General features: G+C 58.4%; 8 protein-coding genes and 2 pseudogenes. 6 read left to right on the plus strand and 4 right to left on the minus strand.

Features of this window, described 5'->3' with window-relative positions:
* Nucleotides 1-2 precede the first annotated feature (2 nt).
* Complete coding sequence (locus tag EV130_RS04150; RefSeq protein WP_132548890.1) at nt 3-1388, minus strand: malonyl-CoA decarboxylase; 1386 nt, start codon at nt 1386-1388, stop codon at nt 3-5.
* 158 nt (nt 1389-1546) lie between these two features.
* On the opposite strand from EV130_RS04150, the gene EV130_RS04155 reads away from it, so the two are divergent.
* On the plus strand, nt 1547-2197 hold the full coding sequence (locus EV130_RS04155) for a GntR family transcriptional regulator (RefSeq protein WP_132659362.1): 651 nt from the start codon (nt 1547-1549) through the stop codon (nt 2195-2197).
* A gap of 224 nt (nt 2198-2421) precedes the next feature.
* A complete protein-coding gene (locus EV130_RS04160) occupies nt 2422-5784 on the plus strand; it encodes an AAA family ATPase (protein WP_132659364.1) in 3363 nt (1120 codons plus the stop codon).
* A gap of 293 nt (nt 5785-6077) precedes the next feature.
* On the opposite strand, the gene EV130_RS04165 is transcribed toward EV130_RS04160, so the two are convergent.
* The 3 genes from EV130_RS04165 to EV130_RS04175 all read right to left on the minus strand — a co-directional run bounded on the left by EV130_RS04165 (nt 6078) and on the right by EV130_RS04175 (nt 8581).
* On the minus strand, nt 6078-7079 hold the full coding sequence (locus EV130_RS04165) for an ABC transporter substrate-binding protein (RefSeq protein WP_074064198.1): 1002 nt from the start codon (nt 7077-7079) through the stop codon (nt 6078-6080).
* Between the two features lie 67 nt (nt 7080-7146).
* Entirely contained in the window at nt 7147-7941 is a 795-nt protein-coding gene (locus EV130_RS04170; RefSeq protein ID WP_132659366.1) for a pyrroline-5-carboxylate reductase family protein, read from the minus strand.
* Between the two features lie 10 nt (nt 7942-7951).
* The gene (locus EV130_RS04175) at nt 7952-8581 is read right to left on the minus strand and encodes a TetR/AcrR family transcriptional regulator (protein WP_074064200.1); all 630 of its coding nucleotides are present in this window, start codon (nt 8579-8581) and stop codon (nt 7952-7954) included.
* A gap of 148 nt (nt 8582-8729) precedes the next feature.
* Here EV130_RS04175 and EV130_RS04180 point away from each other — a divergent pair, with 148 nt between their 5' ends.
* The 4 genes and pseudogenes from EV130_RS04180 to EV130_RS32860 form a co-directional block, all read left to right on the plus strand.
* On the plus strand, nt 8730-10766 hold the full coding sequence (locus EV130_RS04180) for an NADH:flavin oxidoreductase (protein ID WP_132659368.1): 2037 nt from the start codon (nt 8730-8732) through the stop codon (nt 10764-10766).
* An 84-nt stretch (nt 10767-10850) separates the two neighbouring features.
* Nucleotides 10851-11176: pseudogene (locus EV130_RS04185) on the plus strand (hypothetical protein); the annotation flags it as partial.
* Nucleotides 11177-11442: 266 nt separating this feature from the next.
* Nucleotides 11443-11967: a dimethylsulfonioproprionate lyase family protein gene (locus EV130_RS04190; protein ID WP_237358647.1), complete on the plus strand. Its 525-nt coding sequence runs from the start codon at nt 11443-11445 to the stop codon at nt 11965-11967.
* A 65-nt stretch (nt 11968-12032) separates the two neighbouring features.
* Nucleotides 12033-12127: pseudogene (locus tag EV130_RS32860) on the plus strand (GNAT family N-acetyltransferase); the annotation flags it as partial.

Consider the following 12127-nt stretch of genomic DNA (forward strand, 5'->3'; position numbering starts at 1 on the left):
TTTTACGGTTCGCGTGAAAGTCCGCGAAGCCTGACGACTTTTGTGGCGTCCCCGCTGCGGTCGAGGAGATTTTTGACGGCCGGTGAGGCTGCAACTTCGCCACGCTGCGCCAGGGCCTCGTGGTTGGCTACGATGTCGTCGAGCTTGTAGAGATAGTTGACCATCAGGCCGTGGGCCTGAGCCATTGCCCGGGCCGAGCGGTCGCCGAGAAAATTCAATCTTTCCAATCGCGCTCCGTTGCCGAGATGGAAACGGGCGACGGGATCAAGCAGGCGACCCTGCGGCGTGCGTTCGATCAAAAAATAGCGCGCCGCAAGAGGCAGCAATACGCGCTCCACCTCGGCCGCCTTGGCCTTGTCGTCTGCCCATTTCGGGTCGTCAAGTCGCGCAAGGGCCTTTTGATCGGCATCCGACGGCAAGGGGCTGGCGGTCGAGGCACGCTGATTGGCAAGCCAGCGGGCAAAGCCTGGCACGGGCGACAGCGTCACAAAATTCTTCAATCCGGGCAGGTCTCGCCGCAAGTCCTCGACGACCTGCTTGATCAGAAAATTGCCGAAGGAAATTCCGCGCAAGCCGTCCTGGCAATTGGAGATCGAATAAAAGACAGCCGTCGTCGCCTCGTCGGCGTTGATCTGCTCTCTGCCTTCGTCGAGCACGTCCGCGATGGTGTTTGGTACCGACCGCGTGAGTGCAACCTCGACGAAGACAAGCGGCTCGTCGGCGAGGCGAGGATGGAAAAAGGCAAAGCAGCGACGGTCGGCTGGCGCCAGTCGGCGGCGCAACTCCTCCCAATTGGCGATTTCGTGCACGGCTTCGTACTTGATGATCTTTTCGAGAATGTGCGCCGGCGTCGACCAGTCGATGGGTCGAAGAGTGAGAAAGCCGCGATTGAACCAGGAGCCGAACAGGTGGACGAAATCAGCGTCGATGGCGCGATATTCGTCCGCTTGCGCGGTTAAAGCGAGAAGTTGCTGACGCATCTGGACCAGCTTGGCCGTACCATTGGGCGCTTGGTTCAACCGACGCAGGAGTTCCTGGCGCCGCGGTTCAGCTGCCTCATGGAGCGCCGTGATCGTCGCGGAGTTCTTTTCCGCAAGATAGTTTTTGATCGCCTGATCGAGTTTGGCCGTGTCTGGCCCGAACTTGTCATAGAGCATCTGCAGAAACTGCCGCACGCCGTCGGCATCGAGCTTGCTCCACCGATCGAGGATCTCGGCAGCAATGGCCATACCGGACGCCTCGCCCCGGCTCGACATCAGCATTTCGCAGAGCGTTTCGAAATCGACTTTTGTTGCATCTGTTGGCTTGCGTGAATCCGCAAACAAAAGCTTGCGTCCGCGATCGGTGATGTTTTGCAGCATGTCGCTGAAAAATGAGGTTCCAGGCATGCCGTTCTCCTCCTGCTTCGTGGCCGCAAAGCGACCCGGTCGCCACGGTTCTCATTTGAAAGACTTCGAGCTATAGTATTTAAACTGGCGCATATCGCGTACAATGTCAATGATCGTGTATACAAGAAATTGGTTTGGGTATTATGAGGTGGAAAGACATGTCTGAAAATGTTGGAAGATGGCTGCGAGACGAGATTGAAAATGCTATTCTTTCCAATGAGTTCGCGCCAGGCGAACGGCTCGATGAAATGGTGCTCGCCACCCGCTTCGGTGTATCGCGCACACCCGTCCGTGAAGCGCTGATGCAGCTCAATGCGATTGGACTTATCGAGATTCGCCCGCGCCGCGGGGCGGTCGTCATCGATCCGGCGCCGCACAGGATTTTCGAGATGTTCGAGGTCATGGCGGAGCTCGAAGGTCTTGCTGGATCGCTCGCCGCCCGCCGGCTGGACGACGAATCCCGTGCGGCAATCACGGCCGCCCACAGGCGCTGTGAGCTATCGGCCGGGGCCGGCGACAGCGACGCCTATTATTACGACAACGAGGAATTCCATAAGGCCATCTACGCAGCAAGCCGCAGCGAATTCCTCGAGGAGCAGTGCCTGCAACTGCATCGGCGTCTGCGCCCCTATCGGCGGCTTCAGCTACGCGTGCGAAACCGCTTGTCGACGTCCTTTTGCGAACATTGCGCCATTGTCGATGCAATTTTCGCCGGAAACGGCGAGGAGGCTCGCCGCCTATTGCGGGTACATGTCGGAATACAAGGCGAGAGGTTCAGCGATCTGGTCGCGAGCATGACGACACGATGAGGCCTGCTCGAAGCTGACGCCACCGGCATGTCTCAAGCTCCGCGCTCCCTGAAAAACATGAAGCGCACTTTTCCGGCATAAGCAAATACCACCAACAGCAGGTTCTGGCCTCATCAGGTCGCCTTCGTATATATCCGAACGTCTCAAAATAGTTTCTCCGTGCCGCTCAAAGGCTTCTGGCGTATGCTGTAGGACATGTGGTCCGAGCAGATGGAGGAGGAGCCATGAAGGTCGGTTCCTGGCTGCGCGATCAAGGCCTGGAACAGTACGAGGAAGCGTTCCGGCAAAATGACATCGACGCGGAAATACTTCGGGACCTTACCGCCGAAGACCTGATTGGGCTCGGAGTCATTTCAGTAGGGCACCGCCGCAAACTACTCGCTTCGATTGCAAAGCTGCGCGAGACCGTTCAACAGGTATCCAGGCCAGCCGGCGATAGATCAGTCGCCACCGGAGCGGAACGCCGCCAACTCACCGTGATGTTCGTCGACCTCGTCGAGTCGACTGCGCTCTCGCTACGGCTTGACCCAGAGGAGATGAGCGAATTGCTGCGCCACTATCAGAGGGCGGTGGCGGGCGCAATTGCGCGGTTCGAGGGGCACGTTGCAAAGTATATGGGCGATGGAGTCCTTGCATATTTCGGTTATCCGCGTGCTCACGAGGATGAGGCCGAACGGGCCGTGCGGGCGGGGCTGGCGGCAGTCGAGGCAGTTCGGGATCTGCGACCACCGCATGGTGGGATGCTTCAAGCTCGGGTCGGCATCGCCACCGGCCTGGTGGTTGTCGGTGAGCTGGTTGGTGAAGGTGCAGCACGTGAGGAGGCAGTCGTCGGCGACACGCCCAATCTAGCGGCGCGGCTGCAAAGTCTGGCCGAACCTGGAACCGTGGTGGTGGCATCCCGTACGAGGCAGTTAATCGGTGCTTTTTTTGATCTTGACGAACTTTGTTTCCAACCACTGAAGGGTTTCCCTGGTTCCGTACGCGCTTGGCGCGTGCTCGGTGAAAGCGCTGTGGAAAGCCGTTTCGAAGCCTTGCACGGGTCGGCCCTGACCCCGCTGGTCGGTCGCGACCGTGAGATTGGACTCCTGCTGAAGCACTGGGAAGCAATTAAGGAAGGCGAAGGCCAGGTTGTGCTGCTTGCGGGCGAGCCCGGCATCGGCAAGTCGCGCCTTGTCCGGGCCCTGCGGCGGCGGGTGGAAAGCGAACCGCATACGACAGTCAATCACTATTGCTCGCCGTATTATCAGAGCAGCCCGCTTCATCCGGTGATTGGCCTCCTGAAGCGGGCGGCCGGGTTCGCTGCAGGCGATCCCTCCGAAGTGAAACTGGACAAACTCGAGGGGCTGCTCGCGCTTTCAACTGAAGATGTCGCCGGCGTTGCCCCTTTGCTCGCGGCGCTGCTGTCGATTCCAGCAGGTGATCGCTATCCACCCTTGGAGTTGAATCCGCATCTGCAGAAGGAGCAGACGCTGGAGGTGTTAGTCGATCAACTCATGGGGCTCGCGGCACATCAGCCTGTCTTGGCCGTGTATGAAGATATTCATTGGGCGGATCCGACCTCGCTGGAGTTGCTCGATCGGGTGATTGACCGCGTGCAGGGCTCGCGGGTACTGGTGGTTATCACGTTTCGTCCTGAGTTCCTGCCACCGTGGCTGGGCTATGCCCATGTCACTGCGCTGACGCTTAGTCGTTTGAGCCGACGGCAGGGCACAGCTATGGTCGAGAGGCTGACCGGTGGCAGGGAGCTGCCCGCCGAAGTACTGGATGACATCATCGCAAAGACAGACGGCGTGCCTCTGTTCCTGGAAGAGCTGACGCGGGCCGTGATTGAGACCAACATGCTCAAGGACGAGGGCGACCATTACTCTCTTGCCAGTCCGCTGTCAGCTATTCCAATTCCAGCCACGCTTCAGGAGTCGCTTTTGGCTCGGCTCGACCGACTCGTCTCTGCTAGGGAGGTAGCGCAGCTTGCAGCCGCAATCGGACGAGAATTCTCACACGAGTTGCTCGTGGCAGCCGCGGCGTTGCCGAAGAGCGAGGTGGAGGATGCGCTGGCCGCCCTTATTGCGTCGGGATTGGTGTTCCGCCACGGGGTTTCTTCGCAGGCGACCTACAGCTTCAAGCACGCGCTTGTACGCGATGCGGCGTATGCGACGCTTGTGCGGACGAAACGGCTGCGCTTGCACGCCGGGATCGCCAGGGCGATCGAGCATGGATTCCCGGAGATCGTCCAGGGGCAACCAGAACTTTTAGCCCAGCACTACTCGGAGGCGGGACTGCCTGCACTGGCGATCGGTTACTGGATCAGGGCCGGGCAAGCCGCGATTGCGCGCTCCGCAACGGCGGAAGCGATTACCCATCTGACAAGAGGGCTGGAACTGCTTGAACCCCTACCTGATGATGCTGCACGGCGCCGGCAGGAACTCGAGCTGCAAGTCGCTCTTGGCGTGGCCCTGATGATTGCCAAGGGTTGGGCAGCGCCGGAGGTCGGGCGTAGCAACGCGCGAGCGCGCGAATTATGCGGGCAGCTCGGTGGCTCAAATCGGCTCTTGCCCGTCCTCTACGGGGACTGGGCCTTCCACGTCGTGCGCGCGGAGTTGGAGGCGGGGCGAAAGGCAGGAGAGGAGCTGCTCCTTCGCGCCCGAGAAGAAGGGGATGTATCGGCTGAGACTGTCGGCAACCGCATCGCTGGAACCGATGCATTCCTTCGCGGCGAGTTGGTCATCGCCCGCGAATATCTGGAGAGGTCGCTCGCCCTTTATGACCCGCAGCAACACCGCTCCCTCGCCTTCCTGTTCGCCCAGGACCCCCGGGTAGCAGGGGCGTCCGTCCTATCATGGACGCTGTTCGCTCTTGGCTATCCCGTTCAGGCCCAGACGAAGAGCGACGAGGCGTTGACGGACGCAAGGGAACTGTCCCACCGCAACACCCTCGGCTATGCCCTGCTTTATGGCTGCATCCTGTCGCAGCTTCGCGGCGACTGGCGAGAGGCACGGGACCGAGCAGACTCACTGATCACACTCGCGGGAGCGCAGGGCTCTCCACACTTTCTTGGGGCAGGAATGGTCATTCGAGGCTGGACCTTGGGAGAGACAGGCGAGTTACAGGCGGCCATCACTCAGGTTCAAGAAGGTTTGGGGTCGTGGCAGATGACTGGAGCGAGATTCCTGGTTCCATTTTTTCTAAGCTTGCTCGCGCACCTTGAAACCCGAGCCGGCAAAGCGAAGACGGGGTTGGATTTGCTGACCGACGCGCTGGGTCGGGTGCGCGAAACTGGCGAGCGGTGGTACGAGGCGGAGCTCCATCGGCTGTCAGGCGAACTGATGCTGCAGTTGCCGACGGTTGATCGAGCCAGGGTGGAGGAACGGCTCCGGCACGCGATTGATGTCGCCCGAGGGCAACACGCCGACTTGTGGGAGTTGCGCGCGGCGACAAGTCTCGGCCGGCTACAGATCGGGGAGAATCGGGGCGGCGAAGCTCATGACCTGCTCGCGCCCCTCTATCACAAGTTTACCGAAGGGTTCGCGACATCGGACCTGCAATCGGCCCAACGTGTTCTTTGTGAGGCCGAAGACCACCGAACGTGATCACAGACTTCGGCAGCCCAAGGGTGCTGGCTCCGACCAGCGTTCATGGACCATAAGGATCGGTCTTTGTTGTCGGTTCGAAGCCGGCCCTGGCTTTCGCTTGGCGACACACGCTTTCTTGCGGCTTGCTCGAACTCGATGCAGAGCGTTCCATACCGCAAAAAGCGCCATTGAAACGGCGCCAACATCGCCCACTTCGACACGCGGACGTCCAGTCCGAGCGGCGTAACATTGTCTTACGCAGATCGTGGCGAGCGTATGCGGTGCGCATGGATACGCACCGCACACAGGACTTATAGAGAAGCTTCGATTTTCTTTGCTGCTTCAGGCGAGACCCACTTGCTCCAGAGGTTCTTGTTCTCTTTCAGGAAGTGTTTCGCGCCATCTTCGCCGGACGCTTGATTTTCAGTCATCCAGGCCATCAACTTGCCGACCGTGTCATTGCTCCAGGAGCGCTTTTCGAGATAGCTCATGACTGCAGGACCGACCTTTTCCGAGAATGGTTTCGCCACAAGGGTTACGACCTTGTCGACGGGCCAGGCATTCGGCTTCGGATCAGGGCAATCGGCCACGGTGTTGCATCGCTTCCATTCGGGCGCATCATGGGGCACACCGGCATCAAGCTTTACCATTTCATACTTGCCCAGAAGCGCAGTGGGAGCCCAGTAATATGTCGCAAAGCCCTGCTGGCGCTCATAGGCTTTTGCAATCGCCCCATCGAGGCCGGCAGCCGAACCAGTGTCAACAAGGGTGAAACCCGCCTTGTCAGCGTCGAAAGCCTTGTAGAGTTGCGAAGTGACGATCGTTCCTCCCCAACCCTGGGGCCCGTTGAAAATCGCGCCCTTCTTCGAATCCTCCGCATCTGGGACAAGTTCGGGGTGCTTCAGCATGTCGGGGATTGTCTTGAGGTCGGGATGAGCCTCGGCAAGATACTTCGGTATCCACCAGCCTTGAACGCCGCCATCAGGAAGAGGGGAGCCGACTTGAATGATCTGACCCTCTTCCGTTCCTTTCTTCACGACATCCGGCAGAAGGTCGATCCAAGCTTCGGGCGCGATATCCGGCTGGCCCTTCTCCGCCATCGAAGTAATGGTCGGAACCGTGTCACCAACGGTGATGTCAACGTTACATCCATAGCCTTCATTCAGAATAATCTTGTCGAGGTTCGAAAGAACCTCTGCGCTTTGCCAATTCATGCTGGCAATCGTCACGCTTCCACATTCTGCGGCGCTGACAAGCGATGTTGCGCCGAGAAGGCCGAACATCAGGCATGTTGATGCAAGGAGTTTGTTCATTATCGTTCCCTTTGTTGAGCGGCGCTTTTTTGAAGCGGGGCGCTGCGTTAGCTCGCGCAGGCGGTCGTCAGGAGACGTCTCCCATACTCACCGATTTTTTGGATGCTGCCGAAAGTCCTTCCGAAACGGCGGATTCCAGGCCAAAAGCGCGCATCGCCTCGATCGCCGCTGCGGTCGTGCCTCGATAATTGAGAAACGAATTAACGACGTTGTTCGGACACTCATCTCGATGCTCGAGCAAAGCCCCGGACCCTATCAGCACCGTGTTCACGGCGCGCCGTGCGATATCTATGGGAAGACCGTGGTCGACGGCATCTTTCATCATCGCGGCGGCAAACAGCGCCGGAAACGCTGGCCCCGACCCGGACAAGCCAGTCAAATAGTCAATATCGCTTTCGCCAATCACTTCGTCTTCGACGCCAAAAGCATGAAAGATGCGACGTGCGATGCTTCGATCGGTCTCGTCCACGCCACCTGATGCAATCCAGGGCGTATAGGATCGGCCAACTTCAGCGGCGGCGTTGGGTATGGCGCGGACAACCCGGCTCGTTTGATGATGTGCCGCAAGCTGATGCAGGCGGATTCCCGCCATAACAGAGATGACGAGTTTGCCGTGGGCGTCGACCAATAGAGAGGGCCAATCGGCCGGACGGACAGAAACGATGATCACGTCCGATCGATCCGCAAGTTCCTGGTTGTCTTGCGTGCAGGGAACGTTCGGAAAAGACGCGGGCCTCTCATGCCTGTAGGAGAGCGTGAGTGCCTCGTGCTCAACAACGTCCTTGTTGAGGATCGCGCTGGCAAGGGCTTTCCCAAGCCACCCTCCGCCACCGATCACGCCGATCCTGATTGAGTCCTGCATCCGCTTCTTCTCATTTCGGTTTATAGCCATGCCTGGCAAAGAAGCGGTCAAGCTCTCTTTGCTGGGGGATCTGGCCGGTGTAGATCGCGATATATTCGGGAATACGCTTCATTCGCACCGCGATCTCTTCGCGGGACTGCATCGAGATGTAGCCAATCTGAACGAGATAGGTCGTCCGGGCTCGGACGTCGGCTGGTGTTTCCTCGTATCCAAAGCGCACGAACATCCGCTTGAGCGCCTCAAGCCGAACTTGATCTGCCTTCTGGACTTCCAAAAGAATCTCTTCGGATTGCAGCGCCCAACTGCGCACTGCAAATTCGAACTTGGAGTCAAACAAGTTCTGATCGATCCAGCAGTCAAAAACGTTAAGCATGGCCTCGGCAAGTGATTCCGCGTAGGCTTCACTCTGCTTTATTATGTTTCCTGTGTTTTTTTCTCGCCATCGCCCAATCAGGCCGACAAGCAATTCTTCTCGATCCTTGAAGAACCAATAGAAGCTCGTCCGAGAAAGGTTGAGTTTCTTGGCCAGGGGGAGAATTTTCACTGAATCAACGCCCGACTCCAGCAGAGATTCGTAGGCCGCTTCCAGCCATCCCTCCTGCGATCCGCGCCAACCGGTATCGTTCAAAGCCTGCTCCATGATTGACCTCCTAACAAAAAACAAAATCCGACACAAGAAAAATGTACACATATGTCAACAAAAACGACTTAAGTGTTTTGTTGGTTGACACATGTGTACATTTCCGCTTAGCGTCTAGGCACAACCGTACTAGTCCGGAGCCCGACAGATGTCGAACGATCCTCTCCTTCAGCCGTATCAGCTCAAGCACCTGAAGCTTCGCAACCGCATCATCGTGACGTCGCACGAGCCGGCATACCCTGAAGATGGTATGCCCAAGGAGCGCTATCTCGCCTACACCGTGGAAAGGGCAAAGGGCGGTGTCGCCATGACGATGACGGCCGGCTCTGCGGCTGTTTCGAAAGACAGTCCGCCCGTTTTCAACAACCTGCTCGCCTACAAGGATGAGATCGTGCCGTGGCTGAAGGCAATGACCGATGCGGTCCATGAAGAAGGAGCAGCGATCATGATCCAGCTCACTCACCTCGGCCGTCGCACGCGCTGGGACAAGGGCGACTGGCTTCCCATTGTCGCACCGTCGCATCAGCGCGAGGCTTCGCACCGGGCTTTCCCCAAGAAGATCGAAGATTGGGACATCGAGCGCATCATCAAGGATTTTGCCGACGCTGCAGAACGCATGAAGGCCGGGGGCATGGACGGAGTCGAACTGGAGGCCTATGGACACCTGCTTGACCAGTTCGTGTCCCCGCTGACAAACGAACTCGAAGGTCCCTACGGTGGTTCGCTCGACAATCGCATGCGCTTCTGTCTGGATGTTCTAAAAGCGATCCGCAAACGGGTCGGAGAGGAATTCATTCTAGGAATACGCTACACTGCTGATGAATGTCTTCCCGGCGGCACCGGCAAGGCTGACGGCCTCGAAATTTCCAAGCGCCTCAAGGAAAGCGGCCTCATTGACTACTTGAATGTGATCCGCGGTCATATCGACACCGACGCCGGCCTCACAGATGTCATCCCGATCCAGGGAATGGCGAACTCCCCGCACCTCGATTTTGCAGGTGAAATTCGCGCCGCGACGGATTTCCCCACCTTCCACGCCGCCAAAATCCCGGATGTTGCAACCGCCCGCCATGCGATTGCGTCGGGCAAGGTCGATATGATCGGTATGACTCGTGCTCATATGACGGATCCGCATATCGTTCGCAAAATCATGGAAAAGCGCGAAGAGGACATCCGGCCCTGCGTCGGCGCCAACTACTGTTTGGACCGCATTTACCAGGGTGGGGCGGCCTATTGCATCCACAATGCCGCGACCGGTCGCGAGCTGACGATGCCGCATGTGGTCAAAAAGGCGGATATTCGTAAGAAAGTTGTCGTCATCGGCGCAGGCCCAGGAGGGCTTGAAGCTGCAAGGGTTGCAGCCGAGCGCGGACATGATGTCGTCGTATTCGAGGCGGCCAACGATCCCGGCGGCCAAATCCGCTTGACGGCCCAAAGCGAGCGCCGCAGGGAAATGATCAGCATCATCGACTGGCGGATGAACCAGTGCGAAAAGAACGGGGTGGTCTTCCATTTCAACACCTGGGCGGAAGCCGACACGGTGGAGACGGAGAGGCCCGACGTGGTGATCATCGCCACCGGTGGCATGCCGCATACAGACGTCCTCTCCACGGGTAATGAACTGGTCGTCTCGGCCTGGGACATCATCTCAGGCGACGTGAAACCAGGAAGCAACGTTCTTATCTTCGACGACGCGGGCGACCACGCAGGGCTGCAGGCTGCCGAGTTCATTGCCAAGGCGGGCGCCAAGGTGGAAATCATGACACCTGACCGGTCCTTCGCTCCGGAAGTCATGGCGATGAACCTGGTGCCCTATATGCGGTCGCTTCAGAACCTCGACGTCACCTTCACCGTGACCTTCAGGCTTGAAGCGGTCGAAAAGGACGGCAATCAGCTCATTGCCCATGTCGGCAGCGACTACGGCGGTGTCGCGAAGCAGCGCACAGTGGACCAGGTCGTCATCAACCACGGGACAATCCCGCTCGATGAACTTTATTTCGAGCTAAAACCCTTTTCCGCCAATCTCGGCGAAATTTCGCAACAGCAATTGATCTCCGGCGAACCCCAGGCAGTTGTGCGCAATCCTGAAGGGAGATTCCAACTCTTCCGGATCGGTGATGCTGTGGCCGCTCGCAACACCCATGCTGCCATCTATGATGGGTTGCGCATCGCCAAGGACCTCTGACGAAAAGCGGTCCGAAATGTCGGACAGCCAACCTTCACGCAGTGCCGTCGGTGCTGTAGCCGGCAAGGGCGCCAAGGCTTGCCCGACACCTTCAAACAGCCGATCTATACCGGCAACGCCATCCAGACGGTGCAGGCTCGCCGCTACCGAGACCAACGGGTCGGACCCGGTCGAGGCGATGCCGGCCATTTCCGATCCGGGTCTTTCGACCTTCCAAGGACGCGCTGTCGGCTTCCGACCGTCCGGAGCTGACCTCGTCAAAGATCATCATCTTGGGCGGCCGGGCACTCGGCTCGTCCAAGAAGTTCAGGCAACTCAAGGACGAGGAGACCCTGATCTTCCAGGTCGCAGACTACGAACTCGTCGCCGATCTCTTCGAAGCCCTGCCGGAACTGCAGAGTTCAATTTGATCGTAGTTATTTTTTCGTGTTAACAGCCGCGACGATCCAACCCATGAACGTGCTGCCTCAGTCGCAGTCCGGTTTTATCCACGGCGGAGAAAAACATGCCGCAAGTCTCGACACCACTCAATCGGAGCGCGGACCTGCTACTCAATGACGACAGCGCGCCAATACGACGACAGGTCTCCGTGCTTGGCGGAGGTTTTCGTCCCCGAGCTCTGCAGGAGGTTCTCAACGCAATTGGCGACGTCCTTTTGTCGTCCCAGGCTCCTGTCATGGCAAGTTACATTGCGGGCAAGATATACCAGAGACTCGAAAAACGAGGTGCTGCCAGGCGCGTCGATACCGCCACCCCGCTGAAACCAGAGCATTTTGAGCGCGCACTCTTTAATCTGCATGCCTCTCTGCCGCGATTTGCTGCCGGCGCAAGAGGCTTGGCGGAATTGAAAGAACAGCTCAATTGGCGAAGCGGCCGGACCGGCCCATTTGCAAGCCTCAGATTTGAGCAATCTCACGCTCATGCGATCGTTGTCGGACCTCGTGGCCTTGAGGAACGCAGTGACGTGCGCCTCGGGCTGACCTTGATGGCCCCCTATAGCCGTTTCCCAGATCACGTGCAGTTTCATTCACGTGTATTCCTGCTTCTGTCCGGTGGCGAAGTTTGCCTGGACGACAGCAATTGGCTCCGCGCCACTCCAGGGACCGTCTTCTTCAATGAAGCTGGCAAGAAGTTCGCGATGCGATGCACTGCTGAACCCCTGTTGGCAGTCTGGTGCCACGTCGAGGACGCGTCTCTTTGATCGGCAGGATGATTTGACCGAATAATATGTGAACTTTGAAACGAAATCAGGAAGGAAGCAAACCCATGGACGTTCGCGCCGCCGTTGCCGTTCAGGCTGGAAAACCGCTGGAAGTCATGACCGTACAGCTTGAAGGCCCGCGGGCCGGCGAGGTTCTGGT

It is taken from the genome of Rhizobium azibense (assembly GCF_004342325.1).
GTDB classification, from domain to species: domain Bacteria; phylum Pseudomonadota; class Alphaproteobacteria; order Rhizobiales; family Rhizobiaceae; genus Rhizobium; species Rhizobium etli_B.

Bases quoted from the DNA above. Each gene is read 5' to 3' on its own strand.
- EV130_RS04160 (WP_132659364.1), top strand. From the start codon at position 2,422: ATGAAGGTCGGTTCCTGGCTGCGCGATCAAGGCCTGGAACAGTACGAG.
- EV130_RS04175 (WP_074064200.1), bottom strand. From the start codon at position 8,581: ATGGAGCAGGCTTTGAACGATACCGGTTGGCGCGGATCGCAGGAGGGA.
- EV130_RS04180 (WP_132659368.1), top strand. From the start codon at position 8,730: ATGTCGAACGATCCTCTCCTTCAGCCGTATCAGCTCAAGCACCTGAAG.
- EV130_RS04165 (WP_074064198.1), bottom strand. From the start codon at position 7,079: ATGAACAAACTCCTTGCATCAACATGCCTGATGTTCGGCCTTCTCGGC.
- EV130_RS04150 (WP_132548890.1), bottom strand. From the start codon at position 1,388: ATGCCTGGAACCTCATTTTTCAGCGACATGCTGCAAAACATCACCGAT.
- EV130_RS04170 (WP_132659366.1), bottom strand. From the start codon at position 7,941: ATGCAGGACTCAATCAGGATCGGCGTGATCGGTGGCGGAGGGTGGCTT.
- EV130_RS04190 (WP_237358647.1), top strand. From the start codon at position 11,443: ATGGCAAGTTACATTGCGGGCAAGATATACCAGAGACTCGAAAAACGA.
- EV130_RS04155 (WP_132659362.1), top strand. From the start codon at position 1,547: ATGTCTGAAAATGTTGGAAGATGGCTGCGAGACGAGATTGAAAATGCT.